The 25,848-nt window shown below is 57.8% G+C and carries 19 protein-coding genes; 15 read left to right on the top strand and 4 right to left on the bottom strand.

Annotated elements, in window-relative coordinates; genetic code table 11:
- Window positions 1-6: 6 nt before the first annotated feature.
- The 7 genes from ACMG4M_RS07585 to ACMG4M_RS07615 all read left to right on the top strand — a co-directional run bounded on the left by ACMG4M_RS07585 (window position 7) and on the right by ACMG4M_RS07615 (window position 4,649).
- Complete coding sequence (locus ACMG4M_RS07585) at window positions 7-1,134, top strand: aminotransferase class V-fold PLP-dependent enzyme (protein WP_414431065.1); 1,128 nt, start codon at window positions 7-9, stop codon at window positions 1,132-1,134.
- 202 nt (window positions 1,135-1,336) lie between these two features.
- The gene (locus ACMG4M_RS07590) at window positions 1,337-1,987 is read left to right on the top strand and encodes an esterase/lipase family protein (protein ID WP_414431066.1); all 651 of its coding nucleotides are present in this window, start codon (window positions 1,337-1,339) and stop codon (window positions 1,985-1,987) included.
- A 283-nt stretch (window positions 1,988-2,270) separates the two neighbouring features.
- The gene (locus tag ACMG4M_RS07595; protein ID WP_039926702.1) at window positions 2,271-2,663 is read left to right on the top strand and encodes an SMI1/KNR4 family protein; all 393 of its coding nucleotides are present in this window, start codon (window positions 2,271-2,273) and stop codon (window positions 2,661-2,663) included.
- Window positions 2,664-2,761: 98 nt separating this feature from the next.
- Complete coding sequence (locus tag ACMG4M_RS07600; protein ID WP_414431067.1) at window positions 2,762-2,986, top strand: hypothetical protein; 225 nt, start codon at window positions 2,762-2,764, stop codon at window positions 2,984-2,986.
- 63 nt (window positions 2,987-3,049) lie between these two features.
- On the top strand, window positions 3,050-3,319 hold the full coding sequence (locus ACMG4M_RS07605) for a hypothetical protein (protein ID WP_414431068.1): 270 nt from the start codon (window positions 3,050-3,052) through the stop codon (window positions 3,317-3,319).
- Window positions 3,320-3,434: 115 nt separating this feature from the next.
- Complete coding sequence (locus ACMG4M_RS07610; RefSeq protein WP_035249516.1) at window positions 3,435-3,995, top strand: PepSY domain-containing protein; 561 nt, start codon at window positions 3,435-3,437, stop codon at window positions 3,993-3,995.
- Between the two features lie 279 nt (window positions 3,996-4,274).
- Window positions 4,275-4,649, top strand: a complete 375-nt coding sequence (locus tag ACMG4M_RS07615; protein WP_414431069.1) for a hypothetical protein — start codon at window positions 4,275-4,277, stop codon at window positions 4,647-4,649.
- A gap of 134 nt (window positions 4,650-4,783) precedes the next feature.
- On the opposite strand, the gene ACMG4M_RS07620 is transcribed toward ACMG4M_RS07615, so the two are convergent.
- The 3 genes from ACMG4M_RS07620 to metG all read right to left on the bottom strand — a co-directional run bounded on the left by ACMG4M_RS07620 (window position 4,784) and on the right by metG (window position 9,414).
- On the bottom strand, window positions 4,784-6,124 hold the full coding sequence (locus tag ACMG4M_RS07620; protein ID WP_414431070.1) for an oxygenase MpaB family protein: 1,341 nt from the start codon (window positions 6,122-6,124) through the stop codon (window positions 4,784-4,786).
- Between the two features lie 316 nt (window positions 6,125-6,440).
- The gene (locus ACMG4M_RS07625; protein ID WP_349379942.1) at window positions 6,441-7,226 is read right to left on the bottom strand and encodes a class II aldolase/adducin family protein; all 786 of its coding nucleotides are present in this window, start codon (window positions 7,224-7,226) and stop codon (window positions 6,441-6,443) included.
- 157 nt (window positions 7,227-7,383) lie between these two features.
- Window positions 7,384-9,414 (bottom strand): methionine--tRNA ligase, encoded by a 2,031-nt coding sequence (metG, locus tag ACMG4M_RS07630; protein ID WP_349379943.1) that lies wholly within the window; start codon window positions 9,412-9,414, stop codon window positions 7,384-7,386.
- 247 nt (window positions 9,415-9,661) lie between these two features.
- On the opposite strand from metG, the gene ACMG4M_RS07635 reads away from it, so the two are divergent.
- Window positions 9,662-11,752, top strand: coding sequence for an ATP-binding protein (locus ACMG4M_RS07635; RefSeq protein WP_414431071.1), 2,091 nt, complete (start codon window positions 9,662-9,664; stop codon window positions 11,750-11,752).
- Here ACMG4M_RS07635 and ACMG4M_RS07640 read toward each other — a convergent pair.
- Window positions 11,719-14,517 (bottom strand): 7TM diverse intracellular signaling domain-containing protein, encoded by a 2,799-nt coding sequence (locus ACMG4M_RS07640; RefSeq protein WP_414431072.1) that lies wholly within the window; start codon window positions 14,515-14,517, stop codon window positions 11,719-11,721. The two genes, ACMG4M_RS07635 and ACMG4M_RS07640, sit on opposite strands and share 34 nt — an antisense overlap.
- Window positions 14,518-14,646: 129 nt before the next feature.
- On the opposite strand from ACMG4M_RS07640, the gene ACMG4M_RS07645 reads away from it, so the two are divergent.
- The 7 genes from ACMG4M_RS07645 to ACMG4M_RS07675 all read left to right on the top strand — a co-directional run bounded on the left by ACMG4M_RS07645 (window position 14,647) and on the right by ACMG4M_RS07675 (window position 25,848).
- Window positions 14,647-16,059: an alkaline phosphatase D family protein gene (locus ACMG4M_RS07645; protein WP_414431073.1), complete on the top strand. Its 1,413-nt coding sequence runs from the start codon at window positions 14,647-14,649 to the stop codon at window positions 16,057-16,059.
- 433 nt (window positions 16,060-16,492) lie between these two features.
- Window positions 16,493-16,807, top strand: a complete 315-nt coding sequence (locus ACMG4M_RS07650; RefSeq protein WP_272979952.1) for a DUF2288 domain-containing protein — start codon at window positions 16,493-16,495, stop codon at window positions 16,805-16,807.
- Between the two features lie 428 nt (window positions 16,808-17,235).
- The gene (locus ACMG4M_RS07655; RefSeq protein ID WP_414431074.1) at window positions 17,236-22,047 is read left to right on the top strand and encodes an NAD-glutamate dehydrogenase; all 4,812 of its coding nucleotides are present in this window, start codon (window positions 17,236-17,238) and stop codon (window positions 22,045-22,047) included.
- A gap of 204 nt (window positions 22,048-22,251) precedes the next feature.
- Window positions 22,252-23,307 carry a PA0069 family radical SAM protein gene (locus ACMG4M_RS07660; RefSeq protein ID WP_052043035.1) on the top strand — a complete coding sequence of 352 codons (1,056 nt, stop codon included), beginning with the start codon at window positions 22,252-22,254 and terminating at the stop codon, window positions 23,305-23,307.
- A gap of 168 nt (window positions 23,308-23,475) precedes the next feature.
- Window positions 23,476-24,237: an SDR family NAD(P)-dependent oxidoreductase gene (locus tag ACMG4M_RS07665; RefSeq protein ID WP_035249537.1), complete on the top strand. Its 762-nt coding sequence runs from the start codon at window positions 23,476-23,478 to the stop codon at window positions 24,235-24,237.
- A 355-nt stretch (window positions 24,238-24,592) separates the two neighbouring features.
- Window positions 24,593-25,210, top strand: a complete 618-nt coding sequence (locus ACMG4M_RS07670; protein ID WP_035249540.1) for a TetR/AcrR family transcriptional regulator — start codon at window positions 24,593-24,595, stop codon at window positions 25,208-25,210.
- Window positions 25,210-25,848: an alpha/beta fold hydrolase gene (locus tag ACMG4M_RS07675; RefSeq protein ID WP_035249543.1), complete on the top strand. Its 639-nt coding sequence runs from the start codon at window positions 25,210-25,212 to the stop codon at window positions 25,846-25,848. The genes ACMG4M_RS07670 and ACMG4M_RS07675 overlap by 1 nt, the downstream gene beginning before the upstream one ends.

The raw sequence follows: 25,848 nt of genomic DNA on the forward strand, positions 1-25,848 counted from the left end.
CCCCCAGTGACAGATTTGCCCCGTGACTTTGACCGAGACGGCCTGCTTGAGTATTCGGTGGTTTTCACCGACCGCTCCCTGAACCATATGTCCCAGCGTTTCCAGCAGGTGATGCGGGATATTTCCAGCAACCTGAAGCAGGTCTACAACGCCCACTCGGTTACAGTGGTGCCCGGCGGCGGCAGCTTCGGCATGGAAGCAGTGGCCCGTCAGTTCGCCACCGACCAGCATTGCCTGGTGATCCGTAACGGCTTCTTCAGCTTCCGCTGGAGCCAGATCTTTGAGATGGGCAACATCCCGTGCAAAGAGACCGTATTGAAGGCCGCCCCCATCAGCGACCAGCCCCAGGCACCGTTCGCCCCGGCACCCATCGAGCAGGTGGTCGACACCATCAAGGCCGAAAAGCCGGCCATGGTGTTCGCCCCCCATGTGGAAACCGCCTCCGGCATCATCCTGCCGGACGACTACCTGAAACAGGTGGCCGATGCCGTGCACAGCGTGGGCGGCCTGTTCGTGCTGGACTGCATTGCTTCCGGCACCATCTGGGTGGACATGAAAAAGGTCGGTGTGGACGTACTCATCAGCGCCCCCCAGAAAGGCTGGAGCTCCTCGCCCTGTAGCGCCCTGGTGATGCTCAGCGAAGCCGCCGACCAGCGCCTGCACGAAACCACCAGCACCAGCTTCGCCTGCGATCTGCGCAAATGGCGCGACATCATGATCGCCTACGAAAACGGCGGCCACGCCTACCACGCCACCATGCCCACCGATGCCCTGCGCGGCTTCCGTGACACCATGCTGGAAACCATGAAGGAAGGGCTCACCGCCGTGAAAGAGCGCCAGTGGAAGCTGGGCTCCGGCGTGCGCGAGCTGATGGCCAAACACGGCTTCGCCAGCGTTGCCGCCCCCGGCTTTGAAGCCCCCGGCGTGGTGGTGTGCTACACCGACAACGACACTATCAAGAGTGGCGCCGCCTTCGTTCAGCTCGGCCTGCAGACCGCCGGCGGTGTACCGCTAATGTGTGACGAACCAGCGGACTTCAAGACCTTTCGCGTGGGCCTGTTCGGCCTGGACAAGTTGGGGGATGTGGATGCGGCAGTGGCGCGGCTGTCGTCCGCCCTGGATCAACTTGGCTAGCCCTGAATGGCAACTGGTACACTTTATGAGGTTGTTAGCAGGCTTGCTGTTGTGGGCCTGTTTTAGCCCTAGTCTTCTTGCCGATGCCATTCACTCAAGAGATGAGGGCTGCAGCCAAACCTTTATGGAGAGTCCCCTCTCCCCTTGCGGGAGAGGGACAGGGAGAGGGGGAACGGCCTTGCTGAATACCGAGGGCACAACAATGAAAACCCAGAACCCTCAATGCGTCATCCTGCTCCATGGCCTGGCCAGAACTGCCCACGCCATGAAGAAAATGGAAAAGGCCCTGGCGAACACCGGCTACACCGTAGTGAACCAGGGCTACCCCTCCACCAAAAAAGACATCCAGACCCTCGCCGCAGACACCCTGCCCAAAGCCCTGGCTAAATGCCCGGCCACCGGCCCCATCCACTTCGTCACCCACTCAATGGGTGGCATCCTGCTACGCCAGTACCTCAGCCAGCACACCATCGAGAGAATGGGCCGCGCTGTCATGCTCGGCCCGCCCAACCAGGGCAGTGAAGTAGTGGACAGTCTGGGTGACTGGGCCCCATTCCAGTGGTTCAACGGCCCCGCCGGCAGCCAGATGGGCACCGGCCCCGACAGCGTGCCCAACCAGCTCGGCTCGGTGGACTTCCCCCTGGGCGTCATCGCCGGTAGCGACACCATCAACTTTCTGCTCTCCACCCAATTACCCGGCCCCAATGACGGCAAGGTCACCGTGGAAAGAACCAAAGTCGAAGGCATGCAGGATCATCTGGTGTTGCCGGTGACGCATCCGTTCATGATGCGCAATGGGGAGGTAATTGAGCAGGTGAAGGCATTCCTGGCAAGGGGGGTGTTCAGCAAATAGGGATTGCGATTCCCCTTTTCAACGGAAGCTTCCGTTGAACCCGGAAAGGGAAATGCCAACATGTTGATTTAGTGGGGCTTTGGTTTTTCTGTCTCCGAGTTCAAAGGAAAGGAGTTATAAGGAAGGTTCCGCATAACTCCGTGTAGGAAATTGGCTATAGCCTGCCAAGCGATTGTTATGGCAGGATTTTCTTTCGGGGCCGGGATTAGGGTTCCAGAGTTATACGGAACCGGGTTATGCGGAACGTTCTAATTAATACGCTGTTATAGCCTCGGAGACATAAGTGCCTTTTAACTTGTCAGAAGATCAATTAGCCCAAACTGAAAAAGAATTGGGAGCAAAATTGCCGTACGAATATCGTGAAGCAATGAAATTGGATAATGGCGGGGAAGCATCAACAGAAGAGGATGATTGGGAGTTTTACCCCATTAGAGATACCTCTGATAAAAAGAGGCTTTCACGTACTTGCAATCACATAATCAATGAAACTGAGTCATGTAAAGGCTTTGGCAATTTCCCAGAAGGAGCGATAGCAATTGCAAACAACGGTCTAGGCGATCAAATGGTATTCATCAAAGAGTCGGGCCAGTTACTAAACAAAGTGTTTTTGTGGCTTCACGAAACCGGAGAACTGCAAGAGTTAGCGGCAACATTTAATGAAATCGAAAAGCTATAACAAAACGCACCAGCATCGCCCCTTCGGGGCTGGACAGCCTAGACGCGGCTTCGCCGCAGGCTGCCGCTGTGCTCTGCGTTATGTTGTTTGAGGGGTATATGGAAGAAGTAAAGGTCGAGCTGACGAAAGACGAAGCCTTAGTCTTATTTGATCTTCTTTCTAGGTTCTCATCCGAAGATGTGCTCGACATTCAAGATCAGGCTGAAGAAAGGGCTCTCTGGAATCTATCCTGTACGCTTGAGGAGATTCTGTCTGAGCCGTTTTCAGACAATTGGGCCGAAATTATCTCAGCAGCAAGAGAACGGTTGCGAGATGAAAATTAGCTACAACATAACAATGCCATGCATGCGACAAGCGCATAATGGCGGGCGTTAAATGCTATGAGTATGAATAAGAAAGGCTGCCCCGTTTGCGGTTTTGCAGATGTAATCGTTCTTGATGAATTCAACTGCACCACATTTGAAATTTGTGACTGCTGTGGCTCTGAATCAGGTGTGGAATATGATCAGAATTCAACACCGGGCCATCTTGCAAAGGTTCGTCGTGAGTGGGTCGTTGAAAACAGATGTGAGTGGTGGGGTAGTAAGAAGACTATGCCGGAGAACTGGAATCCCAAGAAGCAAATGGAGCTAGCCGAAATTGAAATTCCTCAGTAGCGGTCAGCATTTAACAAGAAAAGGCAGCATCGCCCCTGCGGGGCTGGACCTCGCTACGCTCGGCCGCTGCTTTTGGCGTTAGGATAAAAATAAAATCTCAATGTACGGAAAATGAATGATGGATAGAATGAAGCTGATGAAAGCCCATGCATTGCTTGCAGCGTTTATTTTTCCTGCCGCGATAATGTTTATGGTTACGGGGGCCTTGTATACTTGGAGTGTAAAAGGGGGATACAAAAATGATGTCTATGAAGTGAAACTTAGTAAGCCTGTACAGTCAAACCTTAGTGAATTAATAAACCTTGCTCAGTTAGAGCTCGATGACCTTGTGATTGAGTATCCTGAAGGTCAGCCAAAGCTCAAGGCCTATGGCAGTCACTTTCTCCTTGAATGGACAGGCTCTTCTAAAGACGTAGTCTTAGAGCCAACTGAAGATCCGTTGATCGCCAAGCTCACTGTTAAACGCACTGATTGGTACAGAAGCCTGGTTCAACTCCACAAGGCTAAAGGCGGCATAGCTTTTAAATTTTATGCTGTGGTTCTTGCTATTTCCATCGTTGCTTTACTCGTTTCGGGTTTTATTATGGCTTGGCAAACACCTAAGCTCAAAAGGGTTACATTAATAACATCATTTGCTGGCTTGTTTTCTTTTTTTGTTTTTGTATTTTTAAGTTAGGCGGATGAACAAGGGTGAGCAGGCAGGATATGTAGTTTCCCCATTTTAGTGGGCATCTTCTCCTAACCAGAGTAGATGCATATTTCTCCATAGAATAATCAGGGAAAGCACCGGCAGTATCGGAACATGAGGAATGCGAGGTCTTGCTCCGTGCGTCAAGCGGCTAAAAATTTCTTGCTTCTACGACTCGTAGTCAGTCCTGCATCGGTTCTCTACTGAAACCAACAAACCGCCCCACTGTGGTAAAATACCCCCAAAGCCCCAACCCCGGACCCAGATATGCTCGTATACCTCCTCGTCGCCTGTGATCGCCTGGATGAAAAGCAGGAAAAGAAGCTCAAGCGCAATCTGCCTGACCTACAGGCGGCGCTGCAGGCCTATGTGGATGAGAGCGAAGCAGGCGGCAACGTCACTTTGATCAATGACTGCGAGAGTGACGATTGTGAGGACTGGCAACTGGGTATCAGCCAGCCGGTGAAGAAAAAAGCGCAGCTGAAAACGCCGGTCACCCTGTTCAATGATCTTGCCAAGCAATATGGCATTGATTGTGAGGTCGGCTCTATCGAGAACGGTGAGCGTGATCCGGTGAGCTACTTTGGCAAGCAGGAAGGGCAGGGGGATGCGTTTCTGATCGGGGAGTATCTGGGTGTGTAGTCTGGGTTGACCGTTACCCTTGAATCGCGCGCTTCCTGTTTCGCATGCTGTGGCCTGATGATAAAAAAGCCCCCTGATTAAGGGGGCTTTTTTGTGGCTCTTTGCCGCTGTCGTAGCAGGGCATTAATGCAGGATCAGGTGGCGTTCTTGATGGTGGGAGTGTATTGCGCCGCATCGGTGGTGAATTCCGCATGGCCATAGTCCACCAGCAACTCGTTGATGCGCCTGACCAGTATCCTGTCCGCGATCTTGTTGGCCACGGGAATGTCTTGCAGGGTCCGGTAGGCGATCAGGCGGGGCATGATGAATAGCGTGCCGATGCTGGACAGGGCGTAGTCGATCAGGTGCGGCTCCACGCCCATTTCTTTCGCTTTTGATTTGTCGTTTTTGCCGAGAAATGCCTGGTTGAAGAACACCTTGGAGACGCTGCGCTCTACCAGGTTGTGGACCTTGCTGGTGAGCTTGTCGTCTTTCGGGCGGTAGACGGACATGGTGGCGCGGGTGAGTTCGCCGCAGGTCTCGTCATCGTACCCTTCGCGCAGGGTGCCGGAATAGGTGAGCATGGTGTCGATGATGTCCGGCGCCTCGGCGGGTAGCAGTTCTTCGGGCAGGCCCAGCAGGAAGCACTGGTAGCGGGACAGTTCGACGATGGCCCGCTCGTTACGGGTGAAGTGTTTGCGGCCCTTGCGCATGGCCTTGAAGGCGGTCAGGTAGGCGGGCATGGTGCCGGCGGGCATCTGGTCGACCTGGGGGATGGGGATGCCGTAGATGGCCGGGTCCCATTTTTTTACCCGCTTGAGGATGTTGAAGCGGACCATGGAGTGCATCAGGCGGACCATGGCGGCGGCCTTGAAGCCGGGGCCGAAGCGTTCCAGGGCGCCGGGCAGGGTGGCGGTGGTGAAGAAGCTGGCGGTTTCGTTGATGCGCCGGTTTACCGAATCGTTGGCCAGGGTGCCGGTGATGGCCATGGGCAGGCCGGAGTACTTGTTCATAAAGGTGGCCACGAAGGCGCCACGGATCACGTAGGGAGCCAGGTTGGCCATCTGATTGCGGCTCAGACGGGCGCCTTCGCGCACCAGGTCCATGTCCACCCAGTCCGGGGTGGTTTCCATGGCGGTGATGAAGTCCACCAGTTCCTGTGGCGCCTCGGGGACTGCGTCGAGCCCTTCGTCGCAGGCTTTCTTGAGCATGCCGATCAGGTCGCGAAAGCTGTATTCGGGCATCAGGGCCGCGTAGGCATCGGCCACGGTGTCGCCCAGCAAGGTATAGGCACGGGCGCGTTCAACCTTTTCATTGTCGGCGAGGATCTTCTCGCGGTACTTGTTGGCGAAATGGCTCGGCAGGGTGCTGCGGATGTCCATGGAATCGGTGAAACGCTCCGGGGTGACATCGAAATCGATATCGCCATAGAGAGAGGGAATCCGGGTTTTCTGTGCGCGGACTTTTTCCCAGAGTGCGTCCAGTGACTGTGTCATCGGTAACCTCGGTAGACGGTGTCTTTCAATGCCTACACATTGCGTATACCCGTCGAGCAAGACAATTAACGGAAGTCGCCTTTCTGTATAGGTTGGCCGGTTTTGGCCTGCTTTGACAGGGGGAATAGGGGAGAGGAAACAGATTTGGGTGGGGTGTTTGGGCAATTGAGCCAGCGCCATCCATTGTCTGGTAGGCCTTTCACCCTCTCCCTGTCCCTCTCCCCTCAAGGGAGAGGGAACCCTCTAGAGAGGTCGTAGGGGGAGTGAAAGGTTCTGTAAATAATCTTGGCTCTCGACTAGCGCGTTAAACAGGTGCTTAGTCCGCGTAGCCGGGGTTCTGGCGGTCCAGTTTGCGTAGCAGGCCGGGCCAGGCCAGGTTGCCGCCCATGCCTTTGGTGACCTGGGAGGCTTGCTGTTTGATGGTGTTGACGATGCCATCGGGGATCGGAGTGAGCGGGCGGTTGCCGGACAGGGCCTGGAGCTGGATTTCGCAGGCGCGCTGCAGGATGAACATGCCCAGAAAGGCATCGGCAATACTGCTGCCCACGGTAAGAAGCCCATGGTTGCGCAGGATCATGAAGTTGGCGTCGCCCAGGTCTGCCTGCAGGCGGGCCTTTTCGTCTTCGCGCAGGGCCACGCCTTCGTAGTCGTGGTAGGCCAGGCTGGCCAGCGGGAATAGGCTTTGCTGGGACAGGGCGAGCAGGCCTTCCTGCTGGGCGGATACCGCCACACCGGCGATGGTGTGGGTGTGCATGACGCAGTTGGCATCGTCGCGCACGGCGTGGATGGCGCTGTGGATGGTGAAGCCGGCCGGGTTGATGTCGAAGTCGCTGTCGTCGAGTTTGTTGCCGGCCTGATCCACGCGCACCAGGCTGGAGGCGGTGATCTCGTCGAACATCATGCCGTAGGGGTTGATCAGGAAGTGATGCTCGTCACCGGGAATGCGTGCTGACAGGTGGGTAAAGATCAGGTCGTCCCAGCCGTGCAGGGCGATAAGCCGGTAGGCGGCGGCCAGATCCACACGCAGCTGCCATTCTTCTGCGCTGACGGTGTCTTTCTTGGACTGGATGGCGTCGGGGGTCAGTGTTGCCTGGCGGTTCATGGTAGCGCTCTCCCTTATTTTTCGTTTTCACAGTGTAGAGTGAAAGACCTTGCCCGGGGCAAGGGGAAAGCGATTGTACGTCGTGGCTGACCGGAAAGATGGCGGTAACCGCACAGGACAGGCCCTCCTGCGCAAGCGCGCGAGAGGGCCCTTCGAGTTAGCGTACTTCCATACCCGGCTGGGCGCCGCTGTCGGGGCTGAGGATATGGATGTCGTCACCGCCGGGGCCGGCGGCAAGTACCATGCCTTCGGAGACGCCGAACTTCATCTTGCGCGGGGCCAGGTTGGCCACCAGCACCACCAGTTTGCCTTCCAGATCTTCCGGGCTGTATTTGGCCTTGATGCCGGCGAAGACATTGCGTTCGCCCAGCTCGCCCACGTCCAGGGTGAGCTGCAACAGCTTGTCGGCCCCTTCCACATGGGCGGCCTTGGCTACGCGGGCCACGCGCAGTTTTACCTTGAGGAAGTCATCGATGCTGATGGTGTCATCTGCCACGTTGTCGGCCTTTTTCGGTTCGTTTTTCTTGCTGGCCGGTTTGGCCGGTACGTCTTCCTTGGAGGCGTTGAGCATGGTTTCGATCTGCGCCATGTCGATGCGGTTCAGCAGCGGCTTGAACTTGGCGATCTCGTGGCCCAGCAGCAGGGTGTCGCTATCACTCCAGGTCAGTGGCTCGACCTGCAGGAAGGCTTCTGCGCGCTCGGCCAGCGCCGGCAACACCGGCTTCAGGTAGATCACCAGCAGGCGGAAGACATTGATGGCCGTGCTGCAGATGGCCAGCACTTCCTGTTCCTTGCCGTCTTCCTTGGCCAGGGTCCAGGGGGCCTTGTCGGCGATGTAGCCGTTGGCGTGGTCGGCCAGGGCCATGATTTCGCGCATGGCCTTGCCGAATTCGCGCTTCTCGTAGAACTCGGCCAGGCGCGGGGCGGCTTCTTGTACTTCACGCACCAGCAGCGGGTTGTCCAGCTCGTCGCTGAGCGTGCCGCCGAATTTCTTCACGAAGTTGCCGGTGCGGCTGGCGATGTTCACCAGTTTGCCGACCAGGTCGGAGTTCACCCGCTGGGCGAAGTCTTCCAGGTTCAGGTCGAAATCATCGACACGGCTTGAGAGCTTGGCGGCGAAATAGTAGCGCAGGTATTCCGGGCCCAGGTGATCCAGGTAAGTGCGCGCCTTGATAAAGGTGCCACGGGACTTGGACATCTTGGCGCCGTTCACGGTGACGAAACCGTGGCTGTAGATGGCAGTGGGTTTGCGCAGGCCGGCACCGTCGAGCATGGCGGGCCAGAATAGGCCGTGGAAATTGATGATGTCCTTGCCGATGAAATGGTACAGCTCGGCGGTGGATTCCTTGCCCCAGTAGTCGTCGAAGCTCAGGCCTTCGCGGTCGCAGTAGTTCTGGAAGCTGGCCATGTAGCCGATGGGGGCATCCAGCCAGACGTAGAAAAACTTGCCCGGGTAGCCGGGAATTTCGAAGCCGAAGTAGGGGGCCTCGCGGGAGATATCCCAGGGCTGCAGATCTTCGATCCATTCCTGCAGCTTGTTGGCCACCTGTTCCTGCAGGGCGCCGGAGCGGGTCCATTCGCGCAGCAGCGACTCGAACTTGGGCAGATCGAAGAACAGCTGGGTAGTTTCCTTTTCCACCGGGGTGGCGCCACTCACGGAGGAGTAGGGCTTGATCAGGTCCGCCGGGGTGTAAGTGGCGCCGCACACTTCACAGTTGTCGCCGTACTGGTCTTCGGACTTGCACTTGGGGCAGGTGCCCTTGACGAAACGGTCCGCCAGGAACATGCCTTTCTGCGGATCGTAGAGCTGGGTAATGGTCTTCTCGACGATATAGCCGGCGTCTTTATTACGCTGGAACACCATTTCCGAGAGCGCGCGGTTTTCCGGGCTGTGGGTGCTGTAGTAGTTGTCGAACTGGATCTGGAAGTCGGCGAAGTCCCGTTCATGGTCCGCTTTGACTTGCGCAATTTGTTGCTCCGGGGTGATGCCGTTTTCTTCCGCCTTGAGCATGATGGCGGTGCCATGGGCATCGTCGGCGCACACGTAGATGCACTGCTCACCGCGCAGTTTCTGGAAACGGACCCAGATATCGGTCTGGATGTATTCCAGCAGGTGGCCCAGGTGAATGGGGCCATTGGCGTAGGGAAGGGCACTGGTCACCAGGATTTTGCGGGGCGTGTCACTCATGGGGTCGACGTCGTCATTCCGGAAAAAGGGTGGCCTATGATACGGGTGCGGCGGGGCTTTTTCATCCTGTGGGTGAACGGCTGTGCGGCATCTCCCACCGCTGATACTGGCAGGGGCCCGCTGCGGGGAATCTTGTGCTAGGGTTTCGGCTCAAAATTATTCTTTCAAGACAGTGATTCCGGGAGCTCATGCAGGCCATGGGACGGCACCTTTTGTCGTCCGGCCACCCGGTCAGGGGAAGGTAACGATGTCACTGAGAGTGCGCATTCGGTGGTTGCTGGTAATTTCCGCGGCTTGTTGTGTGGTGCTGGCTACTGTGGCGCTTTATTGGGTGAATCTGTCGCTGGTGGATACCCTTACCGAACGCAACGCCGAGCGGGAACTGGAAAAGGTGGAGGCTACCTTTCTGGATCAGCTTTCCATCTTGCGGGTGCGGGCCCAGGACTGGAGCCAGCAACCGGATCACCCGCCCAGCAATCAGGGGGGGCTGGGTTATCTGGACCTGATGATGGAGCTGCGTGGCAGCTCGGTGGTCTGGAATAACGGCGCCGATAAGGTTTCCTCTCCGGTGTTTGCCACTCTGGCGGAGCGCTTTGACGAGCAGGGCTGCATGCCGATCTGGGGGGTGGTGAAGGTGGAGGGCCGCCCATTGTTGTTCAGCACCGCGGTGGAGATGGGCTGCCAGGCCTATCTGCTGGGGGTGTGGCTGGACAGTGACTGGATGAGCTATCTGTCAGACCGGGTGGGCCATGCGCTTTATGTTCGCGAGGTTCCGGAATCGCTGAAACCGCTGCGGGGATTGACCATGACCGAGGACAAGCAGCTTCTCGGCCGTTTCCCGGTGCCGGATTTCCTTGGCGGCAATCCGCTGGAAGTGGTGGTGGAACTGCCTCGCGATGGCTATAACTCGTTGAATCTGTCGGTATTGGTGATCGGGTTGATCATGGCGGTGCTGGCCGGGCTGACGGTACTGGTGATCAACTACCGGATTCAGCCAATGCTGTTCGGGCGTTTGAATCTGGTGCATAACGCGGTGCGATCCATTGCGCGAGGCGGGGCGCTGGATCAGCGGGTGCCGGTGCTGGGTAATGATGAGATCGGCGCTCTGGCGGAAGACTTCAATGCCATGGTGGACAGCATTAATCACGCCCAGACACAGTTGGCGGATGCCCGCCGTCAGGCGGAGGAGGCAAGCCAGACCAAGAGCCAGTTCCTGGCGAATATCAGCCATGAAATCCGCACCCCGATGACGGCGATACTCGGTTATACCGAGTTGCTGCGTGATGGTTCCCTGAGCCAGGCAGATCAGAATCGCTATCTCACCATTATCCAGCACAACGGCGATGCCCTGCTGGCACTGATTAATGATGTGCTGGATTTGTCGCGTATCGAGGCGGGGCAATTACATAACGAGCAGCGTCTGTTTTCCGTGACCGAGCTGCTGGATGAAGTGGTTGATAGCCTGCAATTGCGAGCGCAGGAAAAGCAGATTGACCTGCGCCTGGATTATCTCTCGAGCATGCCGATGACAGTGTGTGGCGATGCCTTTCGGCTGCGCCAGATTCTGGTGAATCTGGTCGGCAATGCAGTGAAGTTCACGGAGGAAGGCCATGTTCAGGTTTGTGCTGGCTGGTCGGAGGTGGAGCAGCAACTGCAGGTGTCGGTGGAGGATTCCGGTATTGGTATCAGTGACGCGGAGCAACAGAAGATTTTTCAGCCGTTTTCCCAGGCGGACGCGTCCCATTCCCGTCGCTATACCGGAACCGGGCTGGGGTTAAGCATCGCCCGCCAGCTGGCCCGTTCCCAGGGCGGTGATATCTCAGTGTCCAGTGAACTGAACAAGGGCAGCCAGTTCTCCCTGGTGATGCCACTGTCTCAGGCGACCGAAGTGGATATGCGGGCAGCAGCGGCCCAACAGTTGCCTGAACTGGCAGGGACCGCCATGGAGCTGAAAGGCCGGGTATTACTCGTGGAAGATAACGCGGTGAATCGCTTGTTTGTTCGCAAAGTGCTGGAGAAATCCGGGATGCAGGTGGTAGAAGCCGAGGATGGGCGCGAAGCCTGCCGTTATTATGCCGAGGACCGTTTTGATCTGGTGGTGCTGGATATGCAGATGCCGGTGATGGACGGTTATGAAGCCGCCCAGGCACTACGGGACCGTGGCTTTGCGGGCCCGATACTGGCATTAACGGCCAACGTACTGGCGGTGGACCGCCAGCGCTGCATGGACGCGGGTTGCGATGCCTTCCTTGGCAAGCCCATTCGCGTGAAACAGCTGATTACCGTGTGTGCCGGGTTGCTTGCTCAGCCAGAGATACCTGATGGGGTAGCGACCTGACCGCGATGGAGCGCTTCGCGCACCTGTTGCTGGGAAACCGGTTTGCTCAGGTAGTCGTCCACGCCGGCGTCGCGGGCTTTCTGTACATAGTCGCCGGTGGCATGGGCTGACAGGGCGATAATCCAGCAATGCGGGTGAGCGGTGGATTCCTGCTCCAGGGTGCGGATTTCCCGGGTTGCCTGGTAACCGTCCATCACCGGCATCTCACAATCCATGAAGATGATGTCCCAGTAACCGGGTTGTTCGCCAACCAGTTCCAGCGCCTGTTCGCCGTCGCTGACCAGGGTGGCGTAGATACCCAGGGATTTGAGAATGCTGTCGATCACCAGCTGGTTGACCGGGTTGTCTTCGGCCACGATTACGTTCAGGGCGTTGCCCTTGTCCAACACGATGGCGGGTTCTTCAGCACTTTGTTGGGCGAGTTGTTCGTCATGGCCGGTGAGCAGGCTGCGTTTGAGGGCCTGACAGGAGAACGGGGTTTCGATCAGCAACAGGTTCTCGGGCAGATTGTCGCTCAGCGGTTTGCCGGTGGGGTGTAGCAGTACCAGCACCGGGTTACGGAAGTGTTGCTTCAGCCGTTGCACATACTGCGGGTTCTCCATTACCGCATGCTCGGCGATGACAAAGTCCACCGGGCGTGACGGATTGGCCGGATCCAGAGCGCTTTCCACATCACGGTATTCCAGGGTCTTCGCCCCCCAGCGTGTGAGAATCTGGGACAGGCTCAGCAACTGGGCCGGGGTATTGGAAATGAGCAGGGCGCTGCGGTTTTGCAATACCGGTTTGCTTTGCGGTTTTTCCACTTCCACTGGCAGGGACAGCCAGAAGGTGGCGCCGCGGCCCAGCGAGCTGGATACACCGATATCCCCGTTGAGCAGTTCGATCAGTCGTTTGCAGATCACCAGCCCCAGACCGGCGCCGGTATGTTTGCCCTTGCCGGATAGCTCGTGAAATGCCTGGAACAAACTGTTCTGTTGTCCTTCGTCCAGGCCCACACCGGTATCCACCACTTCAAACATCAGCACGCACAGGTTCTTTTCATTCACCGGTTGTTTCACGGTGACGTGCAGAGAGACATTACCTCGTTCGGTGAACTTGAAGGCATTGCTGAGCAGGTTGGTAATGATCTGCTTGAGCCGGATCGGATCGGTTTTGATGCGTTCCGGTACGCGGCTGTCGATATGGATATACAGCGGCAGTTGTTTCTCGCTGGAGCGCAGGGCAAACAACCGCACACAGTCGTCGACAATGCTTTCCAGCTGAACGCTCTGGTAATCCAGCTCCAGCTTGCCGGATTCAATCTTGGAATAATCGAGAATGTCGTTGATCACTGTGAGCAGGGACTGGGTGGACTGGTAAATGGTGCCCACATACTGAGCCTGCTGCTGGGTCATGGAGGTGCGACGCAGCAAGTCGGTCATACCCATGATGCCATTCATGGGGGTGCGGATTTCATGGCTCATGGTGGCCAGGAACTCGCTCTTGGCATGGTTACGAGCGCCGGCCTTGAAGGCTTCCATTTCTGCAATGGCTTTTTCGCGAATGGAGTCGGAATGGGCTTCCTTGAGCCGGCTGATGCGCCGGGCCAGCGCCAGTGACAGCAGAATGACTTCCAGGAATACGCCGGTCTGGACCAGGTTTTCCGTAAGGCCGGTGCGCGGCAGTACGCCGTATTTGTTCAGCGCCATGGCCGCCACACCGGTAATGAAGCAGGCCCAGGCAATAGTGAAAATGCGGGCATCCGGGTCGCCGGCGCGGGTGCGTAGCAGCCCTACCACCAAGATGCTGAAGTCCATCACCAGAATGGCGCTGACGGAAATCGGAATCAGGAAACCGCGGCTGGTAAAGGGGGCGGCAAGGAACAGCAGCGTACCGATGATTACCAGGCCTTTCAGCCATGCCGCCAGGCGCGGCGCCTTTTCCCGCAGCGACAGAAAATGCAGCGTAAACAACGGTGGCAGCAGCACGATCAGGGGTAGCAGGTAGTGAATGATGTACTGACTGACAAGCGGAGAGTGCGGCCACAAGTAACGGTGGGCATAGCCGTGCAGTACTGCCAGAAACAGGGTAACCACTGCCGACCAGCACACATATAGCAGATAGACCTTTTCGCGTATGGAGAAGAACAGCGAGAGGTTATAGAGAATCATCACCAGCATGCCGCCGAAAAAGATTCCCTGGATAATGGTCTGGTTCTGCGCGGATCGGGCGAACTGATCGTGGCTAAGCAGTCGTATCGGCAGCTGGATGCTGTGAGGAGAGGTGACCTTGAGATAAAAACTGCTGTCCTTGCCGCTGGGCAGGGACAGCGGGAAAGCGGGAGTGGGGTAGTTGCCAGGCCGTACGGCAAAATCACGGTCCATGCCGGCCTGGAAGTGATTGACCAGGTTGCCGCCGGCATCCAGTTGGTAGACGTCCAGCTCGCCGAGCATGGCGTAATCAACCAGTAGCTGCCAGTCGCTGTGCCGTGGGTTCTGGTTGCGCACGGCAAATCGGAACCAGCAGTGCTGATTGGTGAATCCCAGGTTGGGCATTTCTCCCCGGCTGGATTGCCAGGGCAGGGTCGGGCGTTTTTGCAGGGCATTAATGGTCGGCGACTGTGCCGCAGGGGTACAGAAGTAATCCAGCCCTTGATAGGGGTGTAGTTCTTCCTGCTTTTCGCCAATAATCTGCAGCTCGGGACCGTTAGCCCAGACGGCTGATGTCAGCCCGAGTGAGAGCAAGGCAATAAGCAGAATAAAGGCAGTTTTCGCATCCTTGAGCAACGTTTTTATTCCTGACAGAGGGTGCCGTTTATTTCGGGCCCGTACGAGTGACCATGAGGTTGCCTGCACCGCTTAACCGTGATGCTAGCAGCGTGGGCCGGGGGGCTCAATGCAGGGGGGACATAAGCCATGAGTCAAAGAGTGAACCGGTTTGCCGTAGGACCGGTGGTAGGGGAGGCGGTGGACACCCATGTGAGAGTGTTCGGTGCGCTGCCAAAAGGGAAGCTGGGAGCCGGAAAAAAATGGCTGTGGGGGCGGATTCGCTGGCGTCGTAAGGGAAGCACGGATTGGTCACCGGCGAGAACGTTTCGGCTTAATGGCAACTTCGATGGCTCCGGTGTGGTGATTCTCAATCAGTTGCAGCCTGGTACCCGCTATGAATATCAGGCTGGCTGGGTGGCCACGGAAGATGAGGTAGCGCTGGACTGGGAAGCAGCAGATCAGGGGGAGTTTCTTACCAATCAGCCGGATGCGGATGCCACGCGTTTCTTTTTTGGCTCCTGTTGCTACCGGTTTGTCGGCCTGGATGGTGAAATTCAGGACGATCGGGCAGACAAGATTTTTGCCGAAATGTCGTCGCGGGCGGATACCTCGAAACCGGATTTTTTGCTTTTCGGCGGAGATCAGGTATATGCCGATTCCATGTATAAGTTAGGTGCCGCCACCACCCGTGAGGATTTTGATGCGCTTTACCGGGAAAGCTTTTCCCAGCCGCATCTGGCCAAGCTGCTTCGCGATACCAACAGCTACATGATCCTTGACGATCACGAGATCGAGAATAACTGGCCGGCCCGGGCCAATGCTGAGTTGTGGACCAGCAAATATCCCGCCGCCATCAAGGCCTATCAGATTTACCAGGCGTCCCACTCTCCGGCGGCCCCCCTGAATCAGGCGGGCACCTATCTGGATCGCGATCCGGACCGTTTCTGGTACACCTTCTCCCGGGGGCCGGCAGATTTCTTTGTCATGGATGTGCGCACCGAGCGGGTACTGAGTCGTTGGCCCTGGCAGCGTCGCATGATCGGCGATATTCAGGAACAGGCCTTTATCGAGTGGCTGGATCGTGATCCGGACCGCATCAAGGTGCTGGTGACCTCGGTGCTGTTGTTCCCGGAGCAGCGACGCCCGTTCCGTGGCAAGGATGCCTGGGAGGGTTTCAAGCACCAGCGTCAGCGTCTGCTGGAGGCCATGGGGCGCAGCCGTAGCGACAAGCTGGTGGTGCTGAGTGGGGATGTGCATGCCTCCCTGTATGCCTGTTTGACGTTAAATGGTGGCAAGCAGGTGCATAGCTGGACCTGCTCCGGTTTGTTCTGGCCCACAGCGCTGCGGGCGTTCCGCTGGTATCGCCCGATGATTCGGGTGCCGGGTGTGCTCCATGGGGGCTGGGGTAAGCCTCTGGGCCGGGTGGAGGTCCCCGGCGAGGTATTCAGCGATAACGCCTTTTCCGAAGTGAGCTTCAGCGCCGAAGGGGCCAGCTTTCAGCTGTTCGATCGCAGGCAGCGACCAATCAGCGAGACAAGCCGTGAGATTCGCTGGCGCTGACCCCGGAGCGTTGGCTGGCTGTTTTGTAGGAGCGCCGCTTGAGGCGCGAAATGGCACGGTCGCACATGAAAGCCTCGTGCCAGAAGGCTTCGCGCCTCAAGCGGCGTTATTCGCTTCGCCCCCCCTTCGGGCCAGCCTGCGGCTGTTACTTCGCTAGGCTGGGTTCCTACAGCAATAAGCCTTGGCTTGCCGAGGCCGAAAACCACACCTTGCTATGGCAAATGGCTTACAAAAGATGTAGCAAATCGCGTCTTATGCCGCCTTGCTGGTTTCCCTAAAGTGGATCTCGCAAGGACGCAATCGAACACGGATGTTCAATTTCGGCCCCGGTACAGCCCGCCCGCCATTCCCCAAGTGGCGGGCGTTCTTTTTCCCTCTTTGATTGCACCCTCCCGAATACGGATAATGCACGGCCCTGAACACGGAGCCGCCCATGTCTGATTCATCCGCAGATCGCGATATTCTCAAAGCCAAACTCAATCAGGAAACGGCCAAGGCCAGCTGGAAAGAGCTGCAGCCGTTCTTTGCCCGTGGCCAGACTGTCTATGTGGCGCCAGAACTGGACCTGATCGAAGTGGCACTGGCGTTTTCCGAAGACCAGGCCGACACCCTGTCTCTGTGGCGGGACAAGGGGCAGGTAGACAAGGTCACCGATGATCAGGCCGCCAAGTGGTTTGAGATCGATCAGGGCCTATGGACGGTGGTAGTGATGCCCTGGGTGCTGGTGCAGCCGGTGCAGGTGCAGTAAGGCGCCAGAAGCCTTTTATGCAGGGCGCACTGAGGCTGAGGCGAACTGCACCAGAATAATTGATAATGGACAATTGAGAATTGATAACGCGCGGGATGGTGCCTTTATTATCAAAGCTAGGAGGCCGCGCCTACATTGGGAACGCGACTTCTTAGTTTTCCGGTCAGGCCGGCGTCTGATCGCGTCGTTATCAATTATCCACTCTCTCCATTAACAATTTAGCGGTGTTGGTGCAGTTCGCTTGGACTCAGTGCACCCTGCATAGCGATATAGCCCGCTGCACAATGTTGCTGCCGCTTTCCTGTCATTTTCCTGTTTGCCGATCTAATCACGGCGCCGGGCTGGTATTGATCCATTCCTCCGGTATAGAGTGAAACCGAGGCCGCTGGCCCCTTGCCGGCGCGCCCGAACGGACGCCGGAGGATTCGATGCAGGATGACGTCGCGCAGCGCCAGGCCCTGTTACAGGCCCAGCTTGAAGCACTGGTTACCGCCCACGTCGGGGTCGAACATCAGCCCCTGTTCCGCAGTTTCATGGCGGCTTATTTTGAAATGAGCAGCCAGGCGGCGCTCACCGCCCGTACCCCCGAGCAGCTTTTTCACATCGCCCAGCAACACTGGATGATGGCCTTCCAGCGCCACCCTGAAGAAACCCTGATTCATCTGAAACCACCCACTAGGCCAGGTGGGCTGGCGGCGTTGCGGACGGTGACCGATGACGTGCCATTTCTGGTGGATTCGATCGCCATGGCGGTACGAGATGCGGGCACGGCTATCGACTGGACTATTCATCCAGTGATACAGGTGCTTCGTGATACCCATGGACACATGACTAGGGTGGCCGGCGTTGGCGATGGCGAGAATCCGGCGGAATCCCTGGTCTATGTTGAGTTTGAACCACTGGCCAGCGACGAGGCCTATGAGCATCTCCAGGAATCCCTAGAACAGGTGCTGGGAGAGTTGCGCCTGGTGGTGGAGGATTTTCCGGCCATGCTGGATAACCTGGAAACCACCCAGAAGAACCTCTCTGGGGATTTCCCCAGTCGCGATCAGGAAGAACTTGCCGAGGCTCAGGCCTTTATTGACTGGTTGTCACTGGATCATTTTACCTTCCTGGGCTATGCCCGCTCCCGGGCAGAGCCCGTGGACGACGGCATCAAGCTTTCCCTGGATCATGATGCCGGGCTTGGCCTGGCCCGCCCCGGCAGCCGTTATGCCAACGCGGAAGAGTTTATTGCCCCCCACGACGAGATGGCCAAGTACATTGCCCATGGCCGCCTGGTCGTGGTGACCAAGGCCAACGCCCGTTCGCCGATCCACCATCCCCATTACATGGATGTGGTATCGGTAAAACGGTTGGCGGAGGACGGGACTGTAGAGGGGACCGATCGTTACATCGGCTTGTTCTCGCTGGATGCCTATATCAATCGTCCCCGGGACATCCCGTTGATCCGTCGCAAGGTCAATTATGTGCTGGACCGCTCCCGCCTGCCCGAGCGGTCACACTCCGGCAAACATCTGCGCGACATTATCTATCAGTTACCCAGAGACGAACTGTTCCAGTGCAGTGAAGAGGAGCTCTACAGCATCTGCATGGGTATCCGTGCCCTGCGTGACCGCCACCACCTCAGTCTGTTCATGCGGCGAGATCGTTACGGGCGGTTCTATTCCTGCATGGTTTATCTGAGCCGGGAGCGTTATTCCCGGGAACTGCGTGATCATGTCACCGCCGAGTTGAAGCAGCTCTGCAATGGCAGCTCGGTGGAGCGCACGGTGGATTTTCTGCGTGAGGGGCTGGCACGGATTCACTGCATTATCCGCATTCCCCAGGGGACTCATCTGGCCATGTCACAGGCCCAGGTGGAAGATCGCCTGTTGGCAGTTACCCGCACCTGGGCTGACCAGCTTCGCGACATCCTGCGCAAGGAGGGCGAGCATGGCGAAGAGGGTGCCGGACTGGCGCAGCGCTATGGCGACGCTTTCCCGGTGGGCTATCAGGAAAAGACTGATCCGATGGAAGCGGCAGCGGATATTCATTATCTGGCGCAGTTGAATGACCGCCAGCCGGTGCTGCCCTCGCTATCCATCCAAAGCGGCGACGGGGCTGCCTGCCCCACCAGCCTGCGTCTCTATAGCCAGAAGAAACCGATTGGCCTGTCAGATGTGTTACCCGCGCTGGAAAATTTCGGTCTGCGTGTGGTGAGACAGGAACCCACTCAGGTCATTCCCCGTGATGGTGAGGCCCAGTGGGTGCAGGTGTTCGATGTGCAGGTGCATGGCGATTGCGCCTTGGGGCCGGTGCAGCAGAAACGCTTTTTTGAAGAGGCGTTTCTGGAATGCTGGCATGGCAACACGGAAAACGACGGCCTTAACCGGTTGGTGCTGTTGGCTGGCCTTAACTCCCGGCAGATCGTCTGTCTGCGGACGCTGACCAAGTACCTGGTACAGACCGGCTTGCCCTATTCGCAGAACTATATGGAACAGTTGCTGGCGGACCATGCCAGCATCGCCCGCTCTCTGGTGCAGCTGTTTGAAACCCGTTTTGACCCCGGAATCAGCGACGAGCGCCGCAAAAACGAGGGCATCAAGCTGGCCCAGAACCTGGATCACCAGCTGGACCAGGTGGCCTCGCTGGATGCGGACCGGGTGCTGCGTGCCTTCCTCAGTGTGGTGCGGGCCGGGTTGCGCACCAACTTCTACCAGCCGGATGCGGCCGGCCACGACAAGTCCTATGTGAGTCTGAAGCTGGACCCGAGTCAGGTATCGGAACTGCCGCCGCCGCTGCCCATGTATGAAGCCTTCGTCTATTCACCGCAAATGGAAGGTATCCATCTGCGTGGTGGTCCGGTGGCCAGGGGCGGGCTGCGCTGGTCTGACCGGCGCGAGGATTTCCGAACCGAGGTGTTGGGCCTGGTAAAGGCGCAGATGGTGAAGAACGCCATTATCGTGCCGGTGGGTGCCAAGGGCGGCTTTGTGCTCAAGCGAGGCAACCCGGCGGACCGGGAGGCCTGGCAGCAGCTGGGCATCACCTGCTACAAGGAATTTATTCGCGGCCTGCTGGATATCACCGATAACCGGGTCGGGGATCAGGTGGTGCCGCCGGCCTCCGTGGTCCGTCATGATGGCGATGACCCTTATCTGGTGGTGGCCGCTGACAAGGGCACCGCGACCTTTTCTGATATCGCCAATGGCCTGGCCGATGAATACGGCTTCTGGCTGGGCGATGCCTTTGCCTCCGGCGGCAGTGCCGGCTACGACCACAAGAAGATGGGTATTACCGCCCGCGGTGCCTGGGAGAGCGTTAAGCGGCAATTCCGGGAAGCGGGCAAGGATATCCAGACAACGCCCTTTACCGTGGTGGGCATCGGCGATATGGGCGGCGATGTGTTCGGCAACGGCATGTTGCTGTCCGAACAGATCAAGCTGGTTGCCGCGTTCAACCACATGCACATCTTCATTGATCCGGACCCGGACCCGATGACCACCTTTGCCGAACGTCAGCGGCTGTTCAACACGCGTGGCACCACCTGGGAAGATTTCGATGCATCGCTGATTTCCGACGGTGGCGGGGTCTGGTCGCGCAGTGCCAAAAGCATCACCCTCAGTGAGCAGGCTTGTAACGCTCTGTGTATCGAGCAACGTACCCTGACACCCGCGGAGTTGATCACCGCCATCCTAAAGGCACCGGTGGAGCTGCTCTGGAACGGTGGCATTGGCACCTATGTGAAAGGCAGCAACGAAAGTCCGGCACAGGTAGGCGACCGGGCCAACGATGCCATCCGTATCAATGGTCGCGACCTGCGTTGTCAGGTGGTGGGCGAGGGCGGCAACCTGGGGCTGACCCAGTTGGGGCGGATCGAGTACGCGCTGAACGGCGGCTGTATCAACACCGATGCAATCGACAATTCCGGTGGCGTGCACAGCTCCGACCGGGAAGTGAACATCAAGATTCCACTCAATCAGCGGCTGCGTGATGGTCGCCTGGACCGGGAAACCCGTGACCCGCTACTAGAGCGGATGACCGATGACGTGGCAACGGCCGTACTGCGCGACAACTATGTGCAATGCCTGGCCCTGAGCCTGTTGGAATTCAATGCCGCCAGCCGTCTCGACGAACACGCCAACCACCTGCGCACTCTGGAGCGCCAGGGCTCGCTGACCCGCTCGGTGGAATACCTGCCGGATGACGAGGGGCTCAGTGAGCGCCGCACCCGGGGCAAAGGGCTGACACGGCCGGAACTGTCGGTGTTGTTGTCCTACACCAAGAATGCTTTGTTTGATGCCATGCTGGCCACCGATGTGCCGGACGACCCCTTCTTCGATCAGGACGTACTCAACTATTTCCCGGAAGAGCTGGTGGAATCCTTCCGCGAGGATTTATTGGCGCATGGGTTGCGCAGGGAGCTGATTGCCACTGTGTTGTCCAATGCGGTGGTCAATCGTATGGGCTTTTCCTTTGTCCACCGTTATGCCGATGAGCATGGGCTGTCCCTGCACCGTATCGTCAAGGCCTATGCCATGGCTCACGCGGTGTTCGATGGGGACCTTTACTGGGCACCGGTGGACGGGCTGGATGGCAAGGTGGACAGCCAGGTGCAGCTGCGCCTCTATGGTCGTGTCATCGGCCTGATGAAACACGTCACCACCTGGCTGATCCATTACAAATGGGGTCGTCGCCCGGTGGCGGAAGCGGTCAACCGCTATCGCAAGTCCATTGGTGAGCTGGAAGCCATGCTGCCGGATATCCTGCCAGGCAGTTACCGTCAGGAGTGGGATCAGGCGGTGGCCGGCATGGGCGACGATGGCGTGCCGGAAAAAGAAGCTCGCCTGCTGGCCAACACCATGGTGCTGGGCAGCGCGCCGGACGTGATCGAATTGGCCTCCCAGGCCCAGGTGCCGCTGAAACTGGCGGCGGAGGTCTACTTCCTGGTCGGGGATCGCCTGCAGATCCTCTGGCTGTTGTCCGCCATCATCGACCTGAGCGTACAGGGTCGCTGGCAGGCCCTGGCCCGCGCCAACCTGCGCGAAGACTCTTATCGCCTGCACCGCCAGGTGGCTGCCAAGGTACTGGAACAGGAGGGCGACAACGCCGCCGCTCGCTTTGCTGCGTGGGAAGACAAGGCCAGCCGCAAGGTCGCCTTCGGCATCCACCGCTTGCAAACCCTGCAGGCAGACAGCCCCCACGACTTCATGACACTTGCAGTCGGGGTAAGGGAGCTGCGCAAGCTTCGGAGTTTGTAGGCCACTTATGCCACCAGACTTCGTTGGAGCTATGCTTGCATGGCGAAGGGGTTGCCCGCTTCGCCATATGCTGGTGATCAATACTCCCATTCGCCTTGCGAGCAAGGCGCCACCGGGCTGGCTGGGCGTAGTTGGGTAAAAAGTATTGAGTCCGGGCTCTTCTCGATATACTGTACAAAAAGACAGTATTCGACGGGAGCCATTATGCCTGCTGTGAACCGGGGTACCTTCAGCCAGATACCGGGACGCTTTGCCGTCAGCCATAGCGATATGGATGACGCGCCGGTAAACCGGCCCACCCGCTATCACCGTGAACAGGCAAAAAGCCTGATCATGACCAATCGCAGCCCGGACCTGCCATTTGAGCAGAGCATCAATCCCTACCGGGGCTGTGAGCATGGCTGTATCTACTGCTATGCCCGCCCCAATCATGCCTATGTGGATCTGTCACCGGGCCAGGATTTCGAGAGTGAAATCTTCTGCAAGGACAATGCGGCAGAGGTACTGCGCGATAGTTTGCGCAAGCCAGGATATCGCTGTCGGCCCATTGTGCTGGGTACGGTGACAGATCCTTATCAGCCCATCGAACGAGAACGGCGTATAAGCCGGGAACTGTTGCAGGTGCTGGTGGATTGCCAGCATCCCTTCAGCCTGATCACCAAGAGCACCCTGGTACTGCGAGATCTTGACCTGATTGCTCCCATGGCGCGCCTGGGCAGGGCGTCGGTGGCGGTGTCCGTGACCACGCTGGATAACCGCCTCAAAGGCGAGTTGGAGCCACGGGCCAGTGGTGGCCGTGAGCGCATCAAGGTGATTCGTGAGCTGAGCCGGGCCGGGGTGCCTGTAACTGCCCTGGTGGCGCCAGTGATTCCTTTCATCAACGACCACGAGCTGGAAGATATTGTCGAGCAGGTGGCCCAGGCCGGTGCTCAGCAGGCGGGTTATGTGGTGTTGCGACTTCCCCATGAAGTGGGGCCGCTCTGGGAGGAGTGGCTGCATGAGCATTACCCGGAGCGGGCGGAGAAGGTGATGTCGGTGATGCGGGATCTGCATGGTGGCGCCGTCTATGACAGCCGCTGGCACCAGCGACAAAGCGGGCAGGGGGCCTGGGCGCATCTGCTGCGCCAGCGTTTTGCATCCGCTTGCAAAGCGGCCGGATTGCAGGCCCGTGAAGAACAATCTCTGGATTGCAGTGGCTTTGTGCCACCAGGTCCCCATGGCCAGCTCAACCTGTGGGGCGTGGCAGAAGGGGAGACCTGAAGCGATGGCGCTGTTGGAGCTTTGCTCGCAAAGCGAAGATTGCACTGAAAACCAGGGCTCTCAAAAGGTAGTGTCGAGGCGCAACTCATTTAAGTGACCAGCGGTTATTTACAGATCGGTGATTTTTCTCTAAATTAGTGACCGATGGTTACTTAATGGAGAAAAGCTATGCAAGCGGTCGTTATTACTGGCGCCAGTGCCGGTATTGGTAAGGAATTTGCCCGGCAATTGGCAATGGAAGGGAACAACCTGGTATTGGTGGCCCGGCGCCTGGATCGCCTGGAGGCCCTTGCCGGCGAGTTGCGCGAGCGAAACGGTATTGAGGTTGCCTGCATCGCCTCGGATCTGGCGCAGCCGGAAGCCTCCGCCGAGCTGGCAAAGGCGCTGGAGCAACAGCAGATCGCGGTGACTGGCCTGATCAACAATGCCGGCTTTGGTGATCGCGGGCAGTTTGCGGATCTGGATCTGCAGCGGCAGCTGGATATGGTGCAGGTGAATGTGACAGCCCTGGTAGATCTGACCTGGCGTCTGGTGCCGGCGCTCAAGCAGGCTAAGGATGCGTTTGTGATCAATGTGGCGTCTTCGGCGGCCTTTCAGGCAGGCCCGAACATGACCATTTATTACGCCACCAAGGCCTTTGTTCTGTCGTTCTCTGAAGGCCTGCACGAAGAGCTGAAAGGTAACGGGATCGCGGTCAGCGCTCTGTGTCCAGGTGCTACCGATTCAGAGTTTGCTACCGAAGCCCACATGACCGATACCCTGTTGTTCAAGGCTGGCACCATGACTACCGAAGCGGTGGTGAAAAAGTCTCTGGCAGGGCGCCGTCGCGCCATTGTGATTCCCGGCCTGAAAAATTTGCTGCTGGTGTGGATGGGCAAGTTCTCGCCCCGTATGATTACCCGCCGACTGGCAGGCATGCTTCAGGCGTAATCTGCGCTGGCGGATCTCTGGCGTAGGGTGCACTGAGCCTTAGGCGAACTGCACCAATACCGTTAAGTTGATAATTGAGAATGGATAATTGATAACGACGCGATCAAACGCCTGCCTGATTGGAAAACTCAGAAGCCGCGTTCAAAATGCAAGTGCGGCATCCGGGCTTTGAGAATAAAGGCACTATCCCGCACGTTATCAATTCTCAATTATTCATTATCAATTTTTCTGGTGCAGTTCTGAACCCTACGCTCGGCGCCCCTGCAGGTTCCGACTGGATACTAATGTCGGCGGAAAATCATGCTTGCATGATGAGCGATCTGGCACTGATTCCTGATTCAATCAGAGGTTCCCTATGGCCGAATGTGTTTTTCAGCGCGCCCGCTCACCTGAGCAGAAGGCGGAACGGCGCGCCCAGATTCTTGCGGCGGCGGCAACCTTCTTTGAGCAGGAGCGTTTCGAAGCCATCAGCCTTGCCTCCATTGCCCGCAGGGCCGGCGTCACCAAGGCGGCGTTGTATCGTTACTTCCCTTCCAAGGAAGCGCTGTTTCTTGGCTTGTACCTGGATGAACTTGAGCGGGTAAGCCATGCGCCAGTGGATGACAGCTTGCCACTGTGGCAGGCCTTGTCGGAGATGCTGGTGGCGCGCCCATTGTTTTGCCGGCTCACAGCGATCCTGCACTCAGTGCTGGAACAGAATCTGGATGAGGCGGCGGCCTTAGCGTTCAAACAGTCCCTGCTAGCGCATTTCGCGCAATTGGCTCAGCGTCTGCAGCAGGCCTATGGTCTGTCCAGCGATAAGGCGGCCACTTATCTGATGCAGGTACAGCAAACCTTGATCGGCTGCTGGGCTGTCAGTCATCCGGCACCGGTGGTAGAGAAGGTGCTTGATACACCTGGGCTGGATCTTTTTCGGGTAGATTTCAAAACGGCGCTGCAGGCCCAGTTCAAGGCGCTGGAGATGGCGCTGTGATGGATTTGCTGTGGAACTGTGCCGAGCAGCCAGCGGCGCTGTTGGTGCTGGCCCATGGCGCTGGCGCTCCCATGGATAGTGACTTCATGAACGCCATGGCGGAAGCTCTGGCCGATCGGGGAATCTCCGTTGTCCGTTTCGAGTTCCCCTATATGGCGCGCCGTCGCCAGGAACAACGCAAGTTCCCGCCGAATCGCGCCCCGCAGTTGCTGGCGCACTTCCGGGACGTACTGGCGGCGTTGCCGGACGACAATCTGCCGATCTGGATCGGGGGCAAATCCATGGGCGGGCGCATGGCATCACTGCTGGCAGCGGAAACAGACTGTCCGCCTATCCATGGAGTGGTGGCGTTGGGTTACCCGTTTCACCCACCGGGAAAACCGGAGAAAACCCGCACTGAGCATCTGCCACATCTGGCTGTCCCCATGCTGATTTGCCAGGGTGAACGTGACCCCTTCGGCAAGCCGCAGGAGGTGACGAATTATGGTTTGCCGCAAGCCATCTCTTTACACTGGCTGCCCCATGGGGATCATGATTTTCGACCACTAAAGCGCAGTGGTCTTGAGCAGACCGATTTGATTGGTGACGCTGCTGTCAGGGCAGCATTGTTCATCAGGGAAATAAGAGCGGCACAATGA

This window comes from Alcanivorax sp. IL3, from assembly GCF_047495465.1.
Taxonomy (GTDB): Bacteria; Pseudomonadota; Gammaproteobacteria; order Pseudomonadales; family Alcanivoracaceae; genus Alcanivorax; species Alcanivorax jadensis.

Bases quoted from the DNA above. Each gene is read 5' to 3' on its own strand.
- ACMG4M_RS07605 (WP_414431068.1), top strand. From the start codon at position 3,050: ATGAATAAGAAAGGCTGCCCCGTTTGCGGTTTTGCAGATGTAATCGTT.
- ACMG4M_RS07620 (WP_414431070.1), bottom strand. From the start codon at position 6,124: ATGACACAGTCACTGGACGCACTCTGGGAAAAAGTCCGCGCACAGAAA.
- ACMG4M_RS07655 (WP_414431074.1), top strand. From the start codon at position 17,236: ATGCAGGATGACGTCGCGCAGCGCCAGGCCCTGTTACAGGCCCAGCTT.
- ACMG4M_RS07600 (WP_414431067.1), top strand. From the start codon at position 2,762: ATGGAAGAAGTAAAGGTCGAGCTGACGAAAGACGAAGCCTTAGTCTTA.
- ACMG4M_RS07650 (WP_272979952.1), top strand. From the start codon at position 16,493: ATGTCTGATTCATCCGCAGATCGCGATATTCTCAAAGCCAAACTCAAT.
- metG (WP_349379943.1), bottom strand. From the start codon at position 9,414: ATGAGTGACACGCCCCGCAAAATCCTGGTGACCAGTGCCCTTCCCTAC.
- ACMG4M_RS07610 (WP_035249516.1), top strand. From the start codon at position 3,435: ATGATGGATAGAATGAAGCTGATGAAAGCCCATGCATTGCTTGCAGCG.
- ACMG4M_RS07675 (WP_035249543.1), top strand. From the start codon at position 25,210: ATGGATTTGCTGTGGAACTGTGCCGAGCAGCCAGCGGCGCTGTTGGTG.
- ACMG4M_RS07615 (WP_414431069.1), top strand. From the start codon at position 4,275: ATGCTCGTATACCTCCTCGTCGCCTGTGATCGCCTGGATGAAAAGCAG.
- ACMG4M_RS07635 (WP_414431071.1), top strand. From the start codon at position 9,662: ATGTCACTGAGAGTGCGCATTCGGTGGTTGCTGGTAATTTCCGCGGCT.
- ACMG4M_RS07645 (WP_414431073.1), top strand. From the start codon at position 14,647: ATGAGTCAAAGAGTGAACCGGTTTGCCGTAGGACCGGTGGTAGGGGAG.
- ACMG4M_RS07625 (WP_349379942.1), bottom strand. From the start codon at position 7,226: ATGAACCGCCAGGCAACACTGACCCCCGACGCCATCCAGTCCAAGAAA.
- ACMG4M_RS07590 (WP_414431066.1), top strand. From the start codon at position 1,337: ATGAAAACCCAGAACCCTCAATGCGTCATCCTGCTCCATGGCCTGGCC.
- ACMG4M_RS07660 (WP_052043035.1), top strand. From the start codon at position 22,252: ATGCCTGCTGTGAACCGGGGTACCTTCAGCCAGATACCGGGACGCTTT.
- ACMG4M_RS07665 (WP_035249537.1), top strand. From the start codon at position 23,476: ATGCAAGCGGTCGTTATTACTGGCGCCAGTGCCGGTATTGGTAAGGAA.
- ACMG4M_RS07670 (WP_035249540.1), top strand. From the start codon at position 24,593: ATGGCCGAATGTGTTTTTCAGCGCGCCCGCTCACCTGAGCAGAAGGCG.